Genomic DNA, 20,991 nt, shown 5'->3' on the forward strand with positions numbered 1-20,991 from the left:
GGAGAGGCGACATGTCGATGACGATCCGCGTCGAGCCCTCGGGGAGCCCGGCCGCTACCGGAGAGCGCCGTGCCGGCAGGGCATCCGGCGCGAGCTCCGGCAATCCGTCCGGCCTCGCCACGGCGTTGGCGCTCGCGCCGGCGCTGATCGTCCTCGCCTATGTCTTTGCCCTGCCGATCGTCATCATGGGCAGCTACAGCCTGCGGCCCTTTTCCGGCCTCGCCCAGGCGGGGCCGGGCTGGACGCTCGCCAATTACGGCAAGTTCTTCGGCGACCTGTTCTACTGGGGCATCGTCGCCGACACCTTGCTGCTGGGCGCAATCGTCGTCGCTATATCGGCCGTGATCGCCTATCCGCCGGCGTATTTTCTGGCGCGCACAACCTCGCGCTGGCGCAGCCTCCTCGTCTTCATCGTGATCTCGCCCCTGCTGATCAGCGTGATCATCCGCAATCTCGGCTGGATCCCGCTTCTGGGGCGCAACGGCCTCGTCAACACAGTCATCCTGGGCCTCGGTCTCTCCAGCGAGCCGCTGGCGCTGCTCAACAACTTCACCGGGGTCGTGATCGGCCTCGTCCATGCGCTGGTGCCGTTCATGATCCTGTCCCTGATGATCGCGATCAGGCGGATCGGCGTCGATCTGGAGGAAGCTGCGACCGGTCTCGGCGCCGGGCCTTTCGAGAGGTTCCGCCTGATCGTCCTGCCGCTCAGCAAGTCCGGCCTGCTCGCCGGATGCCTGATCGTCTTCACGCTGTCGATCAGCGCCTTCACCACCGTGGCGATGATGGGCGGCAAGCGCGTCCTGCTGATGGCGACCTATGCCGAGCAGCAGGTCCGCTCGGGCCTGAACTATCCCGTCGGCGCGACCATCGCGATGGTTTTGCTCGCGCTGACGGCACTGTTCAGCCTGTCCGCTTTGCGGCTGCTGCGCGAGAGGCGGTGACGATGATCGGACGCCTCGCGCTTCGGCTGGCCGTCGCCGCCGTGCTCCTGTTCCTGCTCGCGCCGCTCGTCGTCGTGGTCGTCGCCTCCTTCAGCGACGGGCCCGTCATGGCGTTCCCGCCGGCGAGCTACACGACGCGGTGGTATGCCGCGATCTCGGACGAGTTCTGGCAGGCGGCCTGGCGCAGCTCCGTGCTCGCCACGGTAAGCATGGTGGTCGCCGTCGTCGTCGGCACGCCCGCAGGCATCACGCTTGCGCGCGGCGAGTTCCGCGGCAAGGCGGCGATCAGCGCGTTCTGCCTTTCGCCCCTGATGGTCCCGGCGCTCGTGCTCGCCGTCGCGAGCTATCAGCTCTCGGTCGTGATGTTCGACCTGACCGGCACGACCTATGCCGGCTCCTTCGGCGGCCTCGTCCTCGGCCATATCGCGCTGACCATTCCCTTCGTCATCCGGGCGGTGATCGTTGGTCACACCCATCTCGATGCCTCGCTGGAGGAAGCCGCCCGCGGCCTCGGCGCCGGGCCGTTCCAGACCCTTCGCCTGGTCACGCTGCCGCAGCTCGGGCCGAGCATCCTCTCGGGCGGCGTCTTCGCCTTCGCCGCCTCCTTCGAGGACCTTCCGATCTCGCTGTTCCTCGGCGGTGGCGATGCGCCGACCCTGCCCGTGCAGATCTATTCGACCGTCGAGTTCAATCTCGGGGCGGATCTGATGGCGATCAGCTCCGTCATCATCGCGGCCTCGTTCGCCGTGCTCTTCATCCTGGAGCGCGTCGTGGGCGTCGAGAAGGTCATCAACGCAGGCAAGGGCGCGCACTGACGCCGCCCGACGAACGAGAACAAACCCATGTCCCGCGTGGAACTGAACGGCATCTCGAAATCGTACGGAACGACCGCGGCGGTGCGCGGCGTCGATCTCGCCGTGTCCGACGGCGAGTTCGTCACGCTGCTCGGCGCCAGCGGCTGCGGCAAGACGACCTGCCTTCGCATGGTCGCGGGCTTCATCGCGCCGAGCGCCGGCTCGATCCTGATCGGCGGCCGCGACGTGACGCGGCTGGCGCCCAACCGCCGCGATACCGGCATGGTGTTCCAGCATTACGCGCTCTTCCCGCACATGACGGTGGCGGAGAACGTCGCATTCGGCCTCAAGGTCAGGCGGGTCGGCGCGGCCGAGGCGCACCGGCGGGTCGCCGGGGCGCTCGAACTCGTCCGCCTCGGCGACTATGGCGGGCGTTTCCCGGCTCAGCTCTCCGGCGGCCAGCGCCAGCGGGTCGCGCTCGCTCGCGCCATCGTCATCGAGCCCACCGCACTGCTGCTCGACGAGCCGCTGAGCGCACTGGATTCCCGGTTGCGGGAGGAGCTCCAACTGGAGATCAAGCGGATCCAGCAGGGGCTCGGCATCACCACGATCTTCGTGACGCACGACCAGAGCGAGGCACTCACCTTGTCGGACCGCGTCGCGGTGATGCGGGACGGCCTGATCGAACAGATCGACAGCCCGGCGGCGCTCTACCGCAGGCCCGCAACGTCCTATGTCGCCCGCTTCGTCGGCCGCATGAATTTCCTCGATGCGGTCGTGACGGCCCGCTCAAGCCAGGAGCAATACGAGCTGCGCCTGGAAGGGCCCGATCCTCAGGTCTTCCACGCCCTGGGGCGTCAGTCCGCGGCTTTCGTTCCAGGCGAGCGCGTGGCGGTCGCCATGCGGCCGGAGCTCGTGCAACTCGGCAGCGAGGCTCCCAACAGGCTTCGGATGTCGGTGGAGAAGGCCGCCTTCCTGGGCAGCCGCTGGCTCATCCACGGCCGGGCGGGGGGCGGCACCGCGATCTTCGTGGAATTGCCGGATGGAGGCCCGATCCCGTCCGTCGGCTCGGCGCTCGACATCGGCTGGCGGGCGGAAGACGTGCTGCTGTTCCGGCACGACGACGACACGCGATCCGCATCTGCGGGAGCGATCCTCCAGGGAGAACCGGCATGACGATCCATGAGCCTTTCCGGGAGGCGGCGGAGCCCGGCGGCGCGCATCCGCTCCTGCTGCGCGCCGAAGAGTTCGCGACGCAATTCCGGAAGACGGCGGCGGAACGCGACCTCGAGCGGCGGTTGCCGAAGGAGGAGATCGCGGCGCTCGCCGCCGGCGGCGTGCTGACCGGGCGCATCCCGCGGTGTCATGGCGGGCCCGAGCTCGACATGACCGAGACCGTCCGGATCTTCCTCGCCCTGGCGGCTGCCGATCCGAACATCGCCCAGGCGATCCTGCCGCATTACTGCGTCATCGAGGAGTTGAGGCTCTATGGCAGCGAGGAGCAGCAGCGCCGCTATTTCGAACTGATGCTGCGCGGGCACGTCTTCGCCAACGCCCATGCCGAGCGCGGTGGCAAGCTGATCGGCGATCTCTCGACCGAGCTGCGGGCGGACGGAGAAGGCTTCAGGGTCAGCGGCACCAAGTACTACAGCACCGGCAGCCTGTTCGCCGATCATCTCTTCGTCTCCGCCGTCGGCCATGACGGCGAAAAGGTGATGCTGATCCTGCCCACCGACCGTCCCGGCATCGAGCTGGTCGACGACTGGGAGGGAATGGGCCAGCGCACGACCGCGAGCGGCACCGTGATCCTGAAGGACGTCGCGGTGGGGCGCGAGGAGGTGATCGCGGATCGCGGCTGGCGGAAGACGCGCACGCATTTCGGCCCCTTCGCCCAGATTCTGCACGCGGCGATCGACGCCGGCATCGCGCGCGGCGTGCTGCCCGATGCCGTCGCCTACGCCCGCGACGGCGCTCGCCCCCTGCCGGAGGCCGGCGTGGTCCATGCGGTGGACGATCCCTATGTCGCGCACACGGTCGGCGAGATCGCCGTCCTCGCCCATTCCGCCGAGGCCATGGTCGAGCGCGCGGCGGTAATTACGGAACGGGCGGCGCGGGCCTTTTTTGCCGGATCGGCCGACGAAGCCGTGCTCGGTGCGGCCTCGCTCGCCGTGGCCGAGGCCAAGGCCGTAGCGACCGAGAATTCCCTGCGCGCGAGCGAGTTCCTGTTCCGGATCGGCGGCGCCTCGGCCACCACGCGCAAGCGCAATTTCGACCGTCACTGGCGCAATGCCCGCACGCACACCGTCCACGACCCCGTCGCCTACAAATACCGGGCGATCGGCATCTACCACCTCAAGGGCACGCTGCCGCCGCCGAGCGGCAAGTTCTGACCGGGGCAAGTTCTGAACCCGTGCTGCGAGTAGCCCGCCATGGCCCGTGAAATCCGCCTCAACGCCTTCCAGATGAATACGCCCGGCCATTCCTGGCCCGGGCTCTGGCGCCATCCGCGCGACCGTTCCGACGGCTTCGCCCGCCTGGACTTCTGGACCGACCTCGCCCGGCTGGCCGAGCGCGGCCTGCTCGACGGCATCTTCATCGCCGACACCTTCGGCCTCCACGACGTCTATCTCGGTGGGGCCGATGCCGCGCTCGCGGCGGGCGCGCAGGTTCCGATCCACGATCCGGCCCTGGTCATTTCCGCGATGGCGGCCGTGACGCGCCATCTCGGCTTCGGGTTGACGACAAGCGTGGCCTACGAGCATCCCTACATCCTGGCGCGACGCTTCTCGACGCTCGACCATCTGACGAACGGGCGCATTGGCTGGAACATCGTCACGGGCTTCCTCGACAGCGCGGCACGGGCGATGGGCGAGGCGGGCGCGCTCGACCATGACGAGCGCTACGCACGCGCCGAGGACTATCTGGCGCTCGTCTACAAGCTCTGGGAGGAGAGCTGGGAGGATGGCGCGGTTCTGCGCGACAAGGCGCGCGGCATCTATGCCGATCCGGCCAAGGTCCACGCCATCCGCCACGACGGCCCGTATTTTCGCAGCGAGGCGGTGCATCTCTGCGAGCCCTCGCCGCAGCGGACGCCGGTTCTCTATCAAGCGGGAACCTCGCCTGCCGGCAAGCGCTTCGCGGCACGCCATGCCGAATGCGTCTTCATCAACGGCCATACGAGATCGTCGGTCGCGCGGACGGTGAGCGATCTGCGCCGGCAGGCCACGGAAGCCGGCCGCGATCCCTCCGACCTCAAGGTCTTTCTGGGCGCAACGGTGATCGCGGCAGCGAGCGAGGCGGAGGCGCGCGACCTGGTCGAGGAGTACCGGCCCTATGTCGATCCCGCCGGGATCCTCGCCCTGATGTCGGGACGGCTCGGCGTCGATCTCGGCGCGGTCGGTCTCGACGAGCCGCTGACCGGCATCGAAAGCAACGGCGTGCGCTCGATCGTCGAGGCGTTGACCCGCACCGACCCGAACCGAACCTGGACGCCGCGCGACCTGACGCGCTTCGCCGGGGCCGCGGGGCGTGGTCCCTTCATCGTCGGGTCTGCCGTGCAGGTCGCAGACGAACTGCAGGATTGGGCTGATGAGACCGACATCGATGGCTTCAACCTGACCCGAATCGTCTTTCCGGAAACGTTGGAGGCCGTCGTCGACCTGGTCGTACCGGAGCTGCAAAGCCGCGGCGCGTTCAAGACCTCCTACAGAGACGGCCCGTTCCGTGAGAAACTGTTCGGCCATGCACGTGGGCGACTACCGGCGAGCCATCCGGCCAAGCGAGGCTTCTGAGTGCCGGGACGCCGGCAGCGTCAGAATGCCGAGATGAATCCAATCGCGACCGGCGCCGATCGCCCCGCGCGGCCCGGAAACGCGGCGAAGCCGCTCAGTCGGGCACCGGCAGGGCTCGCTGGTTATAGAGCAGCTTGCGGATGCGTGCCTGCTCCTCCGGCGGCAGCTTGCCGGTGTCGGTGGAGAGGTCCGCCCCGACGGCGAGGCCGCGCTGCACGGCCGGCCTCGCGCTGATCTCGTCGAACCAGCGCTTCACATGCTTGAACTCGTCGATCTCCTGGCCTTGCGCCTTCCAGCCCAGGGTCCAGGGATAGGAGATGATGTCGGCGATCGAATAGCTGCCGCCGGCAAGATAGCGCTGATCGCGCAGGCGTGCGTTGAGGACGCCGTAGAGGCGGTTGGCCTCGTCGCCGAAGCGGCGGAGGGCATAGGACTGGTCGCCCTCGCGGTCGCCGAGCCGGCGGAAATGCCCGGCCTCGCCGAGCTTCGGCCCCTGGTTCGCCATTTGCCAGATCACCCATTGGGCGACCTCGTATTTCCGCCGCTGATCCTGCGGCCAGAGCTGGCCGGTCTTCTCGGCGAGATAGAACAGGATCGCGCCGGATTCGAACACGCTGAGCGGTGCGCCGCCGTCGCTCGGCGCGTGATCGACGATGACGGGCATGCGGTGATTGGGATTGATCCGGAGAAATTCCGGCTTGAACTGGTCGCCGCGCTGGATGTTCACGGGAACGAGGCGATAGGGCGTCCCAGTCTCCTCGAGGAAAATCGCGACCTTCTTGCCGTTCGGGGTCGGCCAGTAATGGAGATCGATCATGGGCGTCTGCCGGTTGGGCGAGGATCGGCCGTGCCGGGCCTGCCGCGTTGTGCTTCGCGGCATGTTAGCTGAACGCGTTTACGTCGTAGGCAGAAAGCGTTGCCATGTTTTTGCGGGAGGCGGCGATTTTGCACCACGCCGTGGCGCTATTCCAGCCGAAACCATCCAAGATGCTGCGCTCGCTGGATTCGTGATTGTTTCCCTGCCGGAGAGCCCGGTCTTGGCTTCTGGACCTGGCCGAGCCGGTAGGGACAACCCGGGCAGGTCAACCCAAATGCCGTTCGAGCGCGACCAGGGTCGTGGCTTCGGCGATGCCGGGCGTGGCGGCGACGGCGGCGCGTGTGGCCTCCACCTCCGTGATCGTGTCGGCCTCGACGCGCAGGATCAGGTCGAGCGCGCCGGCGACCGAATGGATCAGCACGATCTCCGGACGTTGCCGCAAGCGCGGCACAACCTGCGCGCAGGTCTTTCCAGCTTGCAGCCGAACCAGCAGATGCGCGCTCTGGCGCTGCTGCGGCTGGCGGTCCTCGATCGTGGTGAAGCCGGCGACGATTCCGGTCCGGCGCAGTTTGGCGAGCCGCTCCTGCGTCGCGCTGCGGGAGAGGCCGAGATCGCGCGCCAGGGCGACGAGCGGCCGTCGCGCGTCCTGTCTGAGCAGGTTCAGGAGCAGTCGGTCCTTGTCGTCCATCGCGCGTCCGGCCTCCGGCCGTCATTTCGCCGGTTCGGCCGGCATCATGACGAGTGATACCGGCGCAAGGACGGGGGACAAGGGGGGCGAAGGGAAACCCCGCCATGTCGCTCGACCTCACTGATGCCGTCCTCCTCCTCGTCGATCTCCAGCAGGCCTTCGACGGGCCACCCTGGCCGCGCCGCTGGAACAGCGATCTCGATGGCAATGGCCAGGCGCTGTTGGCGGCTTGGCGCCAGGCGGCCCTCCCGTTGATCCATGTCCGGCACGATTCGGCCGCGCCGAATTCCAGCTTGCGGCCTGGGCGCCCGGGCAACCGGTTCCGGCAGGGCTTCGAGCCGCGCGATGGCGAGGCGGCCGTCGCGAAGAGCGTCAATTCGGCCTTCATCGCGACCGATCTCGACCTGCGGCTGCGCCGGCTGGGCGCGAAGCGGGTCGTGGCCTTCGGCATCTCGACCGACATGTGCGTTTCGACGACGATCCGCACAGGCGCCAATCTCGGCTGGCCGATGGTGCTGGTCGCCGATGCCTGCGACTGCTTCGATTTGCCGGACGGGTCGGGCGGCACCATTCCGGCCGAGACGGTCCAGGCGGTCCACGTCGCGACGCTCGGCTTCGAATTCTGCACGGTCGTCTCGACGCGGCAGGTGCTGGCGGCGCTAGGTTCTGAACCCACAATGGTTGCGATGGAGAGTCTTGGCTGATTCGACCTCTCCGCGAGGGGGATGGCGCGATACGATTTGAGTGAGACGGAGTGGCGGCTGGTCGAGCCGCTTTTGCCGAACAAGCCGCGCAGCGTCGCCCGTGGTGACGACCGGCGGGTGATCAACGGCATTTTTTATGTGCTTGGGACCGGTTCGCCGTGGCGCGGCCTGCCGGGCCGCTAGAGCCTCAAAGAGTTAGAGTATGATGTCGTCCGAAAACCGGTGCCCACTATTCGCTAACGCGGGCTTTCGGTTCGGCATCATGCTCTATGGCCCGCACGCGACGGTCTATAACCGCTTCAACCGCTGGGCCAAGGCCGGCTGTCTGGCTCAAGGTTTTCGAAGCCCTGGCGGCCGGCTCGCCGGGCCCGGCGCACCTGATCGACAGCTCCATCATCCGGGCTCATCAGCATGCCGCCGGTGGAAAAAAGGGGCCCGGATCACGCCATCGGCCGTTCTCGTGGAGGAGTTGAGCACCAAGATCAACGCCCCGGCCGATCAGGATGGGCCTGCCGCTGCGGATCATCCTGTCTACCGGCCAGCCCTCCGACAAGGCCGGAAACTTCCTCGCCGCCGTACCCCGGCGTTAGCCAGACTCTGGCTAAGAGCTTACGAGACCAGAATCCAGGGTCCGCATTCTATGCCTTCGCAAACCACTGTGACTTTCGACCACTTAGATCAAAGCCTTGGTGGAGCTGAGGGGATTCGAACCCCTGACCTCTGCAGTGCGATTGCAGCGCTCTCCCAACTGAGCTACAGCCCCGAGGCGCTGGCCTTCTAGGCCGTGCGTCGCGTGAATGTCAATCGCTTCCGTCAAACCTTTCGCCTCCATGCCGGAGGCGCCGGGAAAGGGCGGCCGAATGACGGCGCGTCACCGGTCTTCTGACGACAAGAGGGATGTTGATGCGCGCCGTTCTCGATGTGGTGATGCTGGCCCTGAATCTGTATTGGTGGATCCTGATCATCTCGGCCGTTCTGAGCTGGCTGATCGCCTTCAACGTCATCAACACGCGCAACCAGTTCGTCGCCACGGTCTGGGACATGCTCTACAAGATGACCGAGCCGGTGCTGCGGCCGATCCGCGAGAGGCTGCCCAATTTCGGCGGCCTCGACATCTCGCCGATCATCGTGCTGCTGCTGATCGTCTTCATCCAGAGCGTCATCGTTCGCTATCTCTACCCCAACGTCTTCTGAGCGCGTGCCTGCGTGGACGGCCACGCCTGACGGCCTTCTGCTTGCCGTCAGGCTGACGCCGCGTGGCGGGCGCGATGCCATCGACGGCGTCGAGCTCCTGGCCGATCGACGCGAGGTGCTGAAGGTCCGGGTCCGGGCGGCGCCGACAGAGGGCGAGGCGAACGCGGCGCTGCTGGCGCTGCTCGCCAAGCTGCTCGGCGTGCCGCGCTCGCGCACCGAGCTTGCCGCGGGTGCGACCGCGCGGCTGAAGGTCGTGGCGGTTTCCGGCGAGGCCGAGGCGCTGCTGGCGCGCCTGAAAGCGCAGCTCCCGGGAACGTGATTGTTGCGCTGCGGCGAGAAGAGGCTTGACGAAGCCGCCCGCTTCGGTGTCCCTCTCGCCGTCATGGACACGCCGACACCCCAATTCCCCGAACGGCTGACCGAAGGCTATCGCGCCTTCCTCGACGAGCGCTTCTCGCGCGAGAAGAGCCGCTACGAGGAGCTCGCCGAGAGCGGCCAGACGCCGAAGATCATGCTGATCGGCTGCTGCGACTCGCGCGTCTCGCCCGAGGTGATCTTCGATGCCAGCCCCGGCGAGATGTTCGTCGTGCGCAACGTCGCCAACCTGATCCCGCAATTCTCGCCGGACGACCAGCTGCACGGCACCTCGGCTGCGCTGGAATATGGCGTGCAGGCGCTCAGGGTCGAGCATATCGTCGTGCTCGGCCATGGCCGCTGCGGCGGCATCCGCGCCTTCGCCGACGATGCGCAGGGGCCGCTCTCGCCGGGCGACTTCATCGGCAAATGGATCACGCTGATCGAGCCGGCGGCGCGGCGCACCGGCGGGCGCGGCCGCAACGAGAGCTTCGAGGGCTATGTCGAGCGGCTGGCGCTGGCCTCGATCCAGCAGTCGCTCCACAACCTGCGCACCTTCCCCTGCATCAAGATTCTTGAGGATAAAGGCCGGCTGCAGCTGCACGGCGCCTATTTTGCGGTTGCTACGGGCGTGCTGATGCTGCTCGATCCGGAGACGGGACAATTCATTCCGGCAGTCGGCGAGATGCCGAAAAAAGTCCAGATGATTCGCGCGAGCGAAGCCGAATAGAGCCTGTGACGGCCCCGATTCCGGTCGGGGAATTTGGCGCGATAAAATAGCTGGCGCCCCCATGACGGCGCGGCCAGCTTGCGCTAGATTGCGCTCTCCCGGTCACTGAATTCTGAAGCTCCATGTTCGATCGTCGCAAGCCTCCCGCCTCTACGCCCTTCGTCACCCACGAGAATATCGAAGCCAAGATCAAGTGGTTCGATCCCGAGAAGGGATTCGGGTTCGCTTCCCCGGCTGACGGTTCGGGCGACGTCTTCGTTCACGTTTCGTCGATCGGACCGCTCGATCCGCAGGATCTGCAGCCCGGTGCGACCATCATCGCCGATCTCGGCGAGGGACGCCGCGGCCTGCAGGTCGTGGCTGTCCACGAGATCGACGCCTCGACGGCGGCGCCGGCCGCGCCGCGTGGCGACCGCGCTCCGCGCCCGTTCTCTCCGCGCCCGCCGCGTGACGATTTCGGCGGCGGCGGCGGATATGGCGGGGGTGGCGGCGGCTACGGTGGCGGCGGTGGTGGTGGCTACAGCGACCGTGGCGATCGCGGCGGCTTCGCCAGCCGCGACAGCGGGCCGATGGAAGGTCCGTTCGACGGCGCCGTGAAGTTCTTCAATTCGGATCGCGGCTTCGGCTTCATCGCTCCCGACAAGGGCGGGCCGGACGTGTTCCTGCACGTCTCCTCGCTGAGCCGCAGCGGCCTGCAGCCGCCGATGGACGGGCAGCGCGTGCGCTTCTCGATCCGCGCCGGCAAGAAGGGCCCGGAGGCTGCGAACGTCAGCTTCATCTGACGTTTCGCCGACGGTTCTCCGATTTCGAAACGCCCCGATGCCCTGCATCGGGGCGTTTCGCTTTGAACAGCGCAATGACGGGCGGTCTGTCAAACCCGGTCGAGCGCGCGGTGCGGTTGCGCCGGTAGCGTCACGGTGATCGCATCGCCCGGCCGGATATCGCCACCTGCCAGCACGATGCCCATGATGCCGGCCTTGCGGACCAGGCGGCCCTCGGCGTCGCGGCCGAGCACGGCCTTGAGCAGGCCGGGACGGAAGGCCTCGATCTGGGCGCAGGGATTGCGCAGCCCGGTGATCTCGACCTCCGCGCTCTCGCCGAGCTTCAATCGCGCTCCGACGGGCAGGCCGAGCAGGTCGATGCCGCGCGTGGTGATGTTCTCGCCCATGCGGCCGGGCGCGACGTTGAAGCCGGCGGCGTTGAGCTCGTTGAGCAGCTCTTCATGGATGAAATGGACCTGGCGCAGGTTGGGCTGCGTCGGATCGACGGCGACGCGCGAGCGATGCTTCACGGTCACGCCGCAATGGGCATCGCCCTCGATGCCAAGCCCGGCGAGGAGGCGGATGCTCGGTTCGAGCGGCTTGCTGAAGGCATGGCCGGTGTCGCGACTGACCGCTACGATACGCGCTGTCATGGACTGCTGTTTCCGCTCGCCAAGACTCAGTCATCGGAAAGGGCGGCGCGACCCCTCATCCGCCCCTGCCGGGGCACCTTCTCCCGCAGGGGGGAGAAGGGTAGAGGGCGTCGAGGCTCGTCACCTTGGGTCGAAGGAAGCCCCTCCGGCCGCCGTCGTGGATCAGTGACCCTCGTCGAGATGGCCGACATGCTTCTGGGTGTAGAGCTCGAGGCCGATGCGCTGGATCACGTCGAGCTGGGTCTCGAGAAAGTCGATATGGCCTTCCTCGTCCTTCATCAGGGCGCGGAACAGCTCCTCGGACGGGTAGTCATGGACCTCGCGGCAATAGGTGGCGGCTTCCTGGTAGAGCGCGCGGGCCTCGACCTCGGCCTTGAGGTCGCATTCGATCACTTCCTTGACGGTCTCGCCGATGCGCAGGGCGTCGAGCGTCTGCAGGTTGGGGAAGCCTTCGAGGAAGAGGATGCGGTCGACGAAGCGGTCGGCATGGACCATCTCCTCGATCGATTCCTTCTTCCAGGTCTTGGCCAGCTCCTTCAGGCCCCAGTTGTCCAGCATGCGGTAGTGCAGCCAGTACTGGTTGATGGCCGTGAGCTCGGAGCGCAGCCCCTTGTTGAGATAGTCGATGACCTTCTTGTCACCCTTCATGGCGGCTCTCCCAAATCCACATTAGAATGATCCTAATGTAGAAGGGGCCGCGGCGAATTGAAAGGGAAGAGTTGCGGTCCCGGCGCTTTTCCGGGGACTAGAGCCGCTTCCAGTCCGATTGGATCGGAAGCTGCTCCAGGTTTTTGATTTGACGCATTTTCTTCACGCGAACCGGTGTCCACCTCGCTTGAAAATGCTCCTGGATCAGGCGGCGTTGCGCTCTTCGGCGATAACGAGGCCGTCCATCATATGGCCGACGGAGACGTGCACGGCGCAGTCGATCTCGCGGCTGGCGCAGGAATGGCACTGGCTGGCGCAGGCGGCGCGCGCCTCGGCCAGGATGGCGCGGACCTGCCGGGCGCAACGTCCGCAATCCGGGCTGCAGCCGAGGCAATCATAGGCCTCGCCAGCCGTCACCGGCCCGGAGCCATCGGGAGCGATGGTCCCCTTGATCTGCCGGCAGGACAGGACGTTGCAGGAGCAGACGATCACGCGTGATGATCCGCAGCGATCTTGGTGACGACCTCCTCGCCATCGGCGCGGCGCAGGCGGACGATGACCTCGACCGAGGAGATCAGCATGCCTTCCGGCGCCTGGGGCAGGCCGGCGACCTGGATCTCGGAGCCGGGGATGTCGACGACGCTCTCGTCATCCTCATTGTAGAAATGGTGATGCTCGGAGATGTTGGTGTCGAAGAAGGTCTTGGGGCCGGAGACCGAGACCTGGCGCAGCAGGCCGGCTTCGGAGAACTGGCGCAAGGTGTTGTAGACGGTGGCCAGCGAAAGCGGCTCGCGGGCGCGCAGCGCCTCCTCGTAGAGCATCTCGGCGCTGACATGGCGGTCGCCCTTGGCGAAGAGCAGCCAGCCAAGCGCCATGCGCTGGCGGGTCGGGCGCAGGCCGGCCACCCGCAGCCGGTTCTTCACGGCGCTGATCGGGCAGGAGGCAGGGCTTTTCTGCGGCCACGGAATCTGATCCGCCGCCGCCCGCACGGGCCCAAGGTCCTTCACCGGTGAAACGCTCATCGCAATGCCTTCCAAACGCCGCTTATTCATCGGCCCGTAGTTTAGAAAACATCTAAACTACTGATATTGCTACTATATTTGGCCGAGTCCGGGTCCAGAGTCAATTGCGAGCCGGCTGCGACATCTCGCATCAGGCGGCTGGGAGATGCGCGAAAACCCGCCGGAAAGGCGATTTCCAGCGGCATTTTTGCCGATCCGGAGAGAATGCTATGCGGAGAAGGCAGGGCAGCCCGCCGTCAATGGCCGCCGCCTCCGCCCGCCGGCGCCACCTTCGGCGGCTTGCTCATGAACAGCGACAGGGCGATCAGGCTGGCGAAGATCACGGTGAGCGCCAGGAAGACGTCGCTGAAGGCAAGCACCAGCGCCTCGCGCTTGGCCATAGAGTTGATCTGGGCGAGCGCCATCGCCTGCGCGTCGGCGCCGTAGTTGGAGAAGAGCTCGGTCATCGCGGCGATGCGCTCCTCCGCGACCTGGCGGCCGGCGGCGACGGCCTCGTGCAGGCGGCCGATATGAAGATCGGTGCGGGTGTTCAGCATGGTGTTGATCACAGCGAGACCCACCGCGCCGCCGAGATTGCGGGTCAGGTTGTAGAGGCCCGACGCATTCTTGAGCTGCATCGGCGGCAAGGTGCCGAGCGCGAGGTTGTTGATCGGCACCATGCACAGCATCAGCGAGCAGCCACGCAGGATCTGCGGGATCAGCAACTCGTGGAAATCCCAGTCCTTGGTGATGAAGGAGGCGATGTAGGTGCCGAGCGCGAAGCCGCCGAAGCCGATCATCATCATCACGCGCGGGTCGAGCCTGGTCGAGAGCCGGCCGGCGACGGGCGCGGTGAAGAACATGCACAGGCCCGTCACGAACATGGTCTCGCCGATCATCAGCGCGTCATAGCCGCGGATGCGCCCGAGATAGACCGGGTAGAGATAGGTCAGGCCGTAGAGGCCGATGCCCAGGCAGAAGCTGAACAGCGAGCCGAAGGCGAAGTTGCGGTTCCTGAAGGCGGTGAGGTCGACCAGCGGGTCGTCGCGGGTCAGGGCGCGCCAGAAGAACAACACCGCGCCCGCCAGCATCAGGCCGGTGAAGAAGACGATCTCCTCGGCCTGGAACCAGTCGAGCCGCGTGCCCTCTTCCAGTACGTATTCCATGCTGCCGAGGAAGGCGGCCATACCGGCAAGGCCGAGCCAATCGAAGCGCTTGAGCAGGCCGCGCTGCGGCTGGTCGAAGTCGATCAGCATCCAGGCCGCGATGGTGACGCCGATGCCGGGCACGACGTTGACCAGGAAGAGCCAGTGCCAGGAGAAGGCGTTGCTGAGATAGCCGCCGACAGTCGGGCCGATGGTCGGGGCGAGCGTGGCGACGAGGCCGATCAGCGGCGAGACGATCGGCCGCTTCGAGGCCGGGAAGATCGTGAAGGCGGCGGCGAAGACGCCGGGGATCATGCCGCCGCCGATGAAGCCCTGCACGGCGCGCCACAGGATCATCTCGTTGATCGAGGACGAGGTGGCGCAGAGCACGCTGGCGACGGTGAACCCGGCGGCGGCCATGGTGAAGAAGACGCGGGTCGACAGCGCCCGGCTGAGATAGCCGGAAAGCGGGATCATGATCACTTCGGCGATCAGGTAGGCGGTCTGGACCCAGGCGACCTCGTCGCTGCTGGCGGAGAGGCCGGCCTGGATCTCGGCGAGCGAGGCGGAGACGATCTGGATGTCCAGGATCGCCATGAACATGCCGAAGACCATGGCGATGAAGGCGAAGACGCGCCGGATCGGCATCGCATCCGAGGCCGGCGGCGCGCCGGCAGCGCTCATGGTGGCTTCGGCCATGACGGCCTCCTTGGGGACTATCTGAACTCTCAGCCCTCATCCTGAGGAGCGGGCCTTGGCCCGCGTCCCGAAGGATGCTTCAGGGGGCGCTAAATCACCCTATGAGACGGCGCTTGCGCGCCTCCTCAGGATGAGGGCCGAGGTCTTTGAAGCGTTCCTAGTGCTGCGTCGCCGGGCGCGGGTCGATCGAGACCACGACCGACATGCCGGGACGCAGCACGCCGCGGGCGATGGCCTCCGGCGTCAGCGCGATGCGGATCGGCAGGCGCTGGACGATCTTGGTGAAGTTGCCGGTGGCGTTGTCGGGCGGCAGCAGCGAGAAGACCGAGCCGGTGCCGCCGGCAATGCCGCTGACGGTGCCGTCAAGGCTGTGGCCGTCGAAGGCGTCGACCTTGATCTTCGCCCTGTCGCCGATCTTGAGCTCGCCGACCTGCGTCTCCTTGAAGTTCGCATCGACATAGACTTGGTCGAGCGGAACGACCGACATCAGGCGCTTGCCGGGGCTGACGAGGTCGCCGAGCTGGACGCCGGTATTGGCGACGAGCCCGTCGATCGGCGCGTAGATCTTGGTGAAGGAAAGGTCGCGGGCGGCCTTCTCCTCGGCGACCTTGAGCTCGTCGGCCTGGCGGGCCGCCTCGTTGCGCTGGGCCTCCAGCACCTTGACGTTGGCCTCGGCGGCGGTGACGCCGGCCGCGCTGTTGGCGATGGCGGCGCGGGCCTTGTCGCGGGTGGCGGTGGCGGCGTCCAAATTCGCCTGCGAGCCGTAGGAACTGGCGGCGAGCTTGCTGGCGCGGTCGAAATCGGCATTGGCGCGCACGATATCGGCCTGGGCCGAGTTGGCCTGGGCCTGAGCCTGCAGCAGGCTGGCCTTGCCGGCCTCGATCTGGCTGTCGATGCGCAACAGGGTCGCGACGGCGGTGGCGCTCTTGGCCTTGGCGCTGTCGAGCGCGATGCGCTGGTCGCCATCGTCGAGCGCGACCAGGAGCTGGCCGGCCTTGACCTGCTGGTTGCGGGCGACCGCGACATTGGTGACGTTGGCTGAAAGCTTGGCCGAGACCGTCGCCATCTCGACGCCGACATAGGCGTCGTCGGTGGTGACGATGAAGCGGCCGTTGCGCCACCAGTCGAGGCCGTAATAGGCGCCGGCCGTCAGCGCGGCGCCGGCGAGCAGGGTCAGGCCGAGCTTGCGCACGATCTTGCGGGCAGGCTTCTGGCCGGCGGGAGCTTCGGTGCTGGCGAGCGGCGCCTCGGCGGCCTGGCGGGCCTGGGGTTCGGGAGCGGCCGTCTCGGTGACCGGCTCGACGAGCTTGAGGCGGTCGCGGCCCTGCGGCTTTTCTGTGAGGGTCTCGGCAGACATGGACGATCCTGTCGCTTATAATTCGAACCCGGCGGTTCGATTTCGGTTGAAATAGCGCGGGCGATGGCGCATATCAAGCGAAATCGAACTGAGTGGTTCGATTTATTTTACGCGGTCCGATGCAGCGCCGCGCGGCTGGATGGAATGGACACGGTGTCAGAGACGATCGAGATGCCGCGCCGGCGGCGGGTTGCCGGAGCCGACCCGGAGAAGCGCCGCCAGATATTGGACGGTGCCCATGAAGTTTTCCTTGCCAGCGGCTTCGACGTTGCCAGCATGAGCGACATCGCCGCGGCGGCGAATGTCTCGAAGGGCACGCTCTACGTCTACTTCGAGGACAAGGAGCACCTGTTCCTCGCCCTGATCGAGCGGGAGCGCGAAAGCCAGAAGCGCGCCGCCTACGAGGCGCTGGACGACGATCCCGACCCGGCGCATGCGCTGGCGACCTTCGGCGAGCGGCTGATCCGGCTGCTCTCCTGCGATTTCGCGGTCAGCGCCCATCGCATCGTCATCGGCGTGGCCGAGCGCATGCCCGATCTCGGCCGCGAGTTCTATGAGAACGGCCCGCTCCAGGGCACGAAGCGCCTAGCCGGCTATCTCGACGACCGGGTCGCGGAGGGCAAGCTCGCGATCGAGGATACCGCACTCGCCGCCTCGCAATTCCTCGACCTCAGCCAGTCGACTCTGCTGCGGCCGCGGCTGTTCAACGCCGTGCGCGAGAAGCCGTCCGACGAGGAGATCGCCCGCGTGGTCACGGCCGCGGTCGAGATGTTCATGGCGCGCTATGCGCTGAAGCCTTCGAACGGGTGAATTCGCGGGCGCGCATGCGCTCGCGATGTGCCGTGTAGAGGCCCGAGCAGGCGATGATCACCGAGCCGACGATGGTCCAGATGTCGGGCAGGGCCGCGAACAGGAAGAAGCCGAAGAGCGAGGCCCAGAACAGCTGCGAATAGGTGAACGGCGCCAGCACCGAGGCGTCGGCGTGGCGGAAGGCCAGGATCATGAACCAGTGGCCGGTGGTCGAGACCAGGCCGACGAGGATGCAGAGCGCGAATTGCTCCGCGTTCAGCGGCTGCCACCAGAACGGAATGAACAGGCTGGAGATGGCGAGGCCGACCAGCGCCGAATAGGTCATGGTCGAGATCGGGTTCTCGGTGTTGCTCATCATCCGGGTGAAGATCAGCCCGAAGGCCCAGCTCAGCGCCGAGACCATCGGCAGCAGCGAGGCGAGATGGAAGCTCTGCCCGCCCGGCCGGACCACGATCAGCACGCCGGCGAGCCCGACCAGCGTCGCAGTCCAGCGCCGCCAGCCGACCCGCTCGCCGAGCAGGGGGATGGAGAGGGCGGTGACGAAGAGCGGCGTGACGAAGCCCGTCGCCGTCGCATCCGCGACCGGCAGGTAGCGCAGCCCCATGACGAAGACGATCGAGGAGCAGACCAGGCCGCAGCCGCGCAGGATGTGCAGCGCCGGGCGCTTCGTGCGCAGAAGCCGCGTGCTGCCGCTGCTGGCCACGATGGCAAGCATCAGGCCGGCGAAGGTGGCGTAGCGGATCCAGGTGATCTGGAAGGCAGGCAGGCTGGCGGCGAGGTATTTCGAGACGACGTCCGAGGACGAGAAGAACACCGCCGCGAGCAGGACCAGCCCGATGCCGCGCAAGGGGGCGTCGTGGCGCAGCGATTTCGGCTCCGCCGCCTTGGGCTTGGGCTCTGCCGCCGTGGCTGAGAACAACGGCGCGGATCTATTGGCGGTGGCGGGGAGGGTCACTGGCCTGGCAATTCATGACGAGGCCGTGACGTTAACAGTGTTCGCGCCGATCCGGACACGCAAAGGCGGCACGGGACCCATGCATGCCCGTGCGCCGCCAAGTCACCAATCGTTAAGGAAAAGGCGGGCCGCCGGGCCCGCCTGTCTTATTCGCTCGAATCGATAGACTATTGGCTCAGGCAGCCTGCTTGCGCGGCTGGATCAGCTTGCGGTTGATCAGCACTTCGGCGATCTGGACCGCGTTCAGGGCCGCGCCCTTGCGCAGGTTGTCGGAGACGCACCAGAAGGCGAGCCCGTTCTCGACCGTGTTGTCCTCGCGGATGCGCGAGATATAGGTCGCGTCCTCGCCGGCCGCCTCGTGCGGGGTGATGTAGCCGCCGGGCTCGTGCTTATCGATGACCAGGATGCCGGGCGCGGTGCGCAGCACCTCGCGGGCCTCGTCGGCCGTGATCGGCTTCTCGCACTCGATGTTGACGCTCTCGGAATGGCCGATGAAGACCGGCACGCGCACGCAGGTCGCGGTCAGCTTGATCTTCGGATCGAGGATCTTCTTCGTCTCCGCCATCATCTTCCACTCTTCCTTGGTGAAGCCGTCCTCCATGAAGGCGTCGATCTGCGGGATGAGGTTGAAGGAGATGCGCTTGGGGAACTTCTTGGTGCTGACCTCGCCGGCGGTGAAGATGGCGCGGGTCTGGTTGAAGAGCTCGTCCATGGCCTCCTTGCCGGCGCCGGAGACCGATTGATAGGTCGAAACGACGACGCGCTTGACCTTGAAGCGGTCATGCAGTGGCTTCAGCGCCACGACGAGCTGGGCGGTCGAGCAGTTCGGATTGGCGATGATGTTCAGCTTGGTGAAACCGGCGGCAGCGGCGGCGTTCACCTCCGGCACGATCAGCGGCACGTCGGGGTGCATGCGCCAGGCCGAGGAATTGTCGATGACGACGCAGCCCTTGGCGCCGATCTTCGGCGACCATTCCTTCGAGACCTCGCCGCCCGCCGACATCAGGCAGATATCGGTGTCGGAGAAATCGTAATGCTCGAGCGCCTTCACCTTCAGCACCCGGTCGCCGAAGGAGACTTCGGTACCGATCGAACGCGAGGATGCGAGTGCGACGACTTCGCTGACCGGGAAGGCGCGTTCAGCCAGGATGTCGAAGATTTCGCGGCCCACATTGCCTGTGGCGCCGACAACCGCGACCTTGAAGCTCATGATGTTGGTCCTTGATTGGATAAACCGGTTCTGTCTCCCCGGGGATTGCCGGCCCGCATCATCGAAGCGGGTCGGACTTAGCCCCCGCCGGGGGGGAGGGGCCCGGAACCGAGGCGAAGCGTCAGCGCGGCGTCCGGAGGGTTCCGGTCGCCGGTTTGGTCGTGCGTTTCGTCGTCAGACGGACAGTCACGTTCAACCAATCCCGAGGGCTGCAAGCATTCGCGGTCGCACGGTTGTGCCGCGCGACAGCATGTCAGAACACCGCCGGCCATCAAAAGTCAATCCGTTCTTCCTGCTCCCTCCTGTCTTCCCTTCTCCCCTTGCGGGAGAAGGTGCCCCGGCAGGGGCGGATGAGGGGTCGCGCCGCCCTTTCCAAGGACTTGAATCTTGCCGAGCGACATTGCAATCGTCGCGCGACCCCTCATCCGTCTCGGCTTCGCCGAGCCACCTTCTCCCGCAAGGGGAGAAGGGAAGACGCCTCGTTAACCCTGCTCCCTAACCCCGCGTTCACGCTGAGCGACGATCGCGCCGGTCCGGTAACCGGGCGCTGACCCGGCCGCGGCAGGCTGCCCTCCGGGTGAGGACAGGGTTCAGTTGTGTCGGGTCAATTCACGTCGCTTCTCTCGGAGCGCCTGCGCGCGCTGATGCCGGCCTGGCGCGAGGCCTGCGTCGCGGTCGCGCGCCGGGCGCCGGCGCTTCCGGCCGGCCGCCAGAGCAAGCTTCGCTCCTTCGATGGCGTCGGCGCGCTGATCAGCACGGCCGACAGCATCGAGGCAGCCTTTCGGGTCGTGCTGCGCTGGCCGCGCTCCCGCCTGAGCCGCTGGGGCCTCGGACTGACCGGCGCGCTCGCCTGGCGCGGGCTCGCGGCGCTGACGGGCATCGGCCTGACCGCGACGCTGGTCACCGCGCTCTCGACCGACGATAGCGAAATTCGCCTTGCGAGCCTGACCGAACTGCCTGCCGCCAGTCAGCGCTTGGTGCGCGACGTTCGCCAGGAGCCACGCGCGGTTCTCGGCGACGAGGGTTGGGTCAGGATCGCCAAGCCGATCGCGATGTTCGGACTGGATTCGGCCGAGCTCGACCGGCAGGCCCCCAGCTACGAGGCGCGGCGCAGCCAGGATGGCGGCAAGCGCGAGGACGTGCTGGCCTTCGGCGGCTTCACCGAGGCGAAGCCGTATCTGGTGCTGCGCCTGCTGCTGGACGCCAAAGACGAGCAGCTCTCCCAGCCTTTCGTCATCTCCCTGGTGCGCGAGGCGGCCGGGCGCGGCATGTCGCTCCAGCGCAGCGGCGCGCCGACCGGGATCGAGACCAAGTTCGGGCTGGTCGAGACCGCCGACGCGACGCTGAGCGACGGCGCGACCAGCCGCGCCTGCATCGGCTTCCGCCACCGGATGGGCGATGCTCAGCTGTCGCTGAGCGGCTGGTGGTGCGGCGCCGAGAAGCGCCCGGCCGACCGCCAGCAACTGGTCTGCCTGCTCGATCGGGTCGACCTGCTCAGCGCCGGCGACGACCGCGCCCTGCATGCCGCCTTCGCCCGCACCGAACTGAAGCGCCAGCCGGCCTGCTCGCCGCCGCGCCTCTCGGCAAGCGGGCGCAAGACCTCCTGGCTCGACGGCGACGGCAGCGCGCCGGCCCTGCGCACGAAGAGCGCCGCGGCGGAACGGCCCCGCGCCAATCCACGGCAATAGCGGCCTGCCTATCGGCTCGCTAACAAAAACGTTAACTACGCTGCGATAGGC

22 protein-coding genes, 1 tRNA gene and 1 pseudogene are annotated in these 20,991 nt (G+C 67.0%); 13 read left to right on the forward strand and 11 right to left on the reverse strand.

Annotated features, from left to right (window positions below; all coding sequences use genetic code 11):
* Positions 1–11: 11 nt before the first annotated feature.
* Genes DWF00_RS02250 through DWF00_RS02270 form a run of 5 tightly spaced genes read left to right on the forward strand, consistent with a single transcriptional unit; the run spans position 12 to position 5,526 of the window.
* The gene (locus DWF00_RS02250) at positions 12–941 is read left to right on the forward strand and encodes an ABC transporter permease (protein ID WP_114830756.1); all 930 of its coding nucleotides are present in this window, start codon (positions 12–14) and stop codon (positions 939–941) included.
* A gap of 2 nt (positions 942–943) precedes the next feature.
* Positions 944–1,756: an ABC transporter permease gene (locus DWF00_RS02255; RefSeq protein ID WP_114830757.1), complete on the forward strand. Its 813-nt coding sequence runs from the start codon at positions 944–946 to the stop codon at positions 1,754–1,756.
* Between the two features lie 27 nt (positions 1,757–1,783).
* A complete protein-coding gene (locus tag DWF00_RS02260) occupies positions 1,784–2,911 on the forward strand; it encodes an ABC transporter ATP-binding protein (protein ID WP_114830758.1) in 1,128 nt (375 codons plus the stop codon).
* Positions 2,908–4,125, forward strand: a complete 1,218-nt coding sequence (locus DWF00_RS02265) for an acyl-CoA dehydrogenase family protein (protein ID WP_114830759.1) — start codon at positions 2,908–2,910, stop codon at positions 4,123–4,125. The genes DWF00_RS02260 and DWF00_RS02265 overlap by 4 nt, the downstream gene beginning before the upstream one ends.
* Before the next feature lie 39 nt (positions 4,126–4,164).
* Complete coding sequence (locus tag DWF00_RS02270) at positions 4,165–5,526, forward strand: LLM class flavin-dependent oxidoreductase (protein WP_114830760.1); 1,362 nt, start codon at positions 4,165–4,167, stop codon at positions 5,524–5,526.
* A 94-nt stretch (positions 5,527–5,620) separates the two neighbouring features.
* Here the strand turns inward: DWF00_RS02270 and DWF00_RS02275 are convergent, their stop codons facing one another.
* Together DWF00_RS02275 and DWF00_RS02280 are read right to left on the reverse strand one after the other, a co-directional pair.
* Entirely contained in the window at positions 5,621–6,343 is a 723-nt protein-coding gene (locus tag DWF00_RS02275) for a glutathione binding-like protein (RefSeq protein ID WP_114830761.1), read from the reverse strand.
* Between the two features lie 265 nt (positions 6,344–6,608).
* Complete coding sequence (locus DWF00_RS02280; RefSeq protein ID WP_114830762.1) at positions 6,609–7,031, reverse strand: Lrp/AsnC family transcriptional regulator; 423 nt, start codon at positions 7,029–7,031, stop codon at positions 6,609–6,611.
* A gap of 104 nt (positions 7,032–7,135) precedes the next feature.
* Between DWF00_RS02280 and DWF00_RS02285 the strand changes: the two genes are divergently transcribed.
* The gene (locus DWF00_RS02285; protein ID WP_114830763.1) at positions 7,136–7,735 is read left to right on the forward strand and encodes a cysteine hydrolase family protein; all 600 of its coding nucleotides are present in this window, start codon (positions 7,136–7,138) and stop codon (positions 7,733–7,735) included.
* Positions 7,736–7,756: 21 nt separating this feature from the next.
* Positions 7,757–7,915, forward strand: a pseudogene (locus DWF00_RS30075) (transposase); the annotation flags it as partial.
* 507 nt (positions 7,916–8,422) lie between these two features.
* Here DWF00_RS30075 and DWF00_RS02295 read toward each other — a convergent pair.
* Positions 8,423–8,498: transfer RNA gene (locus tag DWF00_RS02295), tRNA-Ala, on the reverse strand.
* Positions 8,499–8,638: 140 nt separating this feature from the next.
* Here DWF00_RS02295 and DWF00_RS02300 point away from each other — a divergent pair.
* The 4 genes from DWF00_RS02300 (at position 8,639) to DWF00_RS29965 (ending at position 10,795) form a co-directional block, all read left to right on the forward strand.
* Positions 8,639–8,929, forward strand: a complete 291-nt coding sequence (locus DWF00_RS02300) for a YggT family protein (RefSeq protein WP_114830955.1) — start codon at positions 8,639–8,641, stop codon at positions 8,927–8,929.
* A gap of 4 nt (positions 8,930–8,933) precedes the next feature.
* Positions 8,934–9,248 (forward strand): DUF167 family protein, encoded by a 315-nt coding sequence (locus tag DWF00_RS02305; protein ID WP_114830765.1) that lies wholly within the window; start codon positions 8,934–8,936, stop codon positions 9,246–9,248.
* A gap of 63 nt (positions 9,249–9,311) precedes the next feature.
* Complete coding sequence (locus tag DWF00_RS02310; RefSeq protein ID WP_114830956.1) at positions 9,312–10,013, forward strand: carbonic anhydrase; 702 nt, start codon at positions 9,312–9,314, stop codon at positions 10,011–10,013.
* 122 nt (positions 10,014–10,135) lie between these two features.
* Entirely contained in the window at positions 10,136–10,795 is a 660-nt protein-coding gene (locus DWF00_RS29965) for a cold-shock protein (RefSeq protein ID WP_114830766.1), read from the forward strand.
* Between the two features lie 89 nt (positions 10,796–10,884).
* Here DWF00_RS29965 and DWF00_RS02320 read toward each other — a convergent pair whose 3' ends face one another.
* The 6 genes from DWF00_RS02320 to DWF00_RS02345 form a co-directional block, all read right to left on the reverse strand.
* Positions 10,885–11,427, reverse strand: coding sequence for an MOSC domain-containing protein (locus DWF00_RS02320; protein ID WP_181832757.1), 543 nt, complete (start codon positions 11,425–11,427; stop codon positions 10,885–10,887).
* 162 nt (positions 11,428–11,589) lie between these two features.
* Positions 11,590–12,075, reverse strand: coding sequence for a bacterioferritin (bfr, locus tag DWF00_RS02325; protein ID WP_114830767.1), 486 nt, complete (start codon positions 12,073–12,075; stop codon positions 11,590–11,592).
* Positions 12,076–12,279: 204 nt separating this feature from the next.
* Positions 12,280–12,567 (reverse strand): (2Fe-2S)-binding protein, encoded by a 288-nt coding sequence (locus tag DWF00_RS02330; RefSeq protein ID WP_181832758.1) that lies wholly within the window; start codon positions 12,565–12,567, stop codon positions 12,280–12,282.
* Positions 12,564–13,097: an iron response transcriptional regulator IrrA gene (gene irrA / locus DWF00_RS02335; protein WP_245973716.1), complete on the reverse strand. Its 534-nt coding sequence runs from the start codon at positions 13,095–13,097 to the stop codon at positions 12,564–12,566. The genes DWF00_RS02330 and irrA overlap by 4 nt, the downstream gene beginning before the upstream one ends.
* A 236-nt stretch (positions 13,098–13,333) precedes the next feature.
* Positions 13,334–14,920 (reverse strand): DHA2 family efflux MFS transporter permease subunit, encoded by a 1,587-nt coding sequence (locus DWF00_RS02340; RefSeq protein ID WP_114830769.1) that lies wholly within the window; start codon positions 14,918–14,920, stop codon positions 13,334–13,336.
* A 157-nt stretch (positions 14,921–15,077) separates the two neighbouring features.
* Positions 15,078–16,277: an HlyD family secretion protein gene (locus tag DWF00_RS02345; RefSeq protein ID WP_114830770.1), complete on the reverse strand. Its 1,200-nt coding sequence runs from the start codon at positions 16,275–16,277 to the stop codon at positions 15,078–15,080.
* Positions 16,278–16,421: 144 nt separating this feature from the next.
* Between DWF00_RS02345 and DWF00_RS02350 the strand changes: the two genes are divergently transcribed.
* Positions 16,422–17,087: a TetR/AcrR family transcriptional regulator gene (locus DWF00_RS02350; RefSeq protein ID WP_114830771.1), complete on the forward strand. Its 666-nt coding sequence runs from the start codon at positions 16,422–16,424 to the stop codon at positions 17,085–17,087.
* On the opposite strand, the gene DWF00_RS02355 is transcribed toward DWF00_RS02350, so the two are convergent.
* Positions 17,050–18,006: a DMT family transporter gene (locus DWF00_RS02355; protein ID WP_181832759.1), complete on the reverse strand. Its 957-nt coding sequence runs from the start codon at positions 18,004–18,006 to the stop codon at positions 17,050–17,052. The two genes, DWF00_RS02350 and DWF00_RS02355, sit on opposite strands and share 38 nt — an antisense overlap.
* Positions 18,007–18,217: 211 nt before the next feature.
* Complete coding sequence (locus tag DWF00_RS02360; protein WP_114830773.1) at positions 18,218–19,252, reverse strand: aspartate-semialdehyde dehydrogenase; 1,035 nt, start codon at positions 19,250–19,252, stop codon at positions 18,218–18,220.
* Positions 19,253–19,848: 596 nt separating this feature from the next.
* Between DWF00_RS02360 and DWF00_RS02365 the strand changes: the two genes are divergently transcribed.
* A complete protein-coding gene (locus DWF00_RS02365) occupies positions 19,849–20,940 on the forward strand; it encodes a hypothetical protein (RefSeq protein WP_114830774.1) in 1,092 nt (363 codons plus the stop codon).
* The last annotated feature ends 51 nt before the right edge of the window (positions 20,941–20,991 follow it).

The sequence above is a fragment of the Allobosea caraganae genome (assembly GCF_003351345.1).
GTDB classification, from domain to species: Bacteria; Pseudomonadota; Alphaproteobacteria; order Rhizobiales; family Beijerinckiaceae; genus Allobosea; species Allobosea caraganae.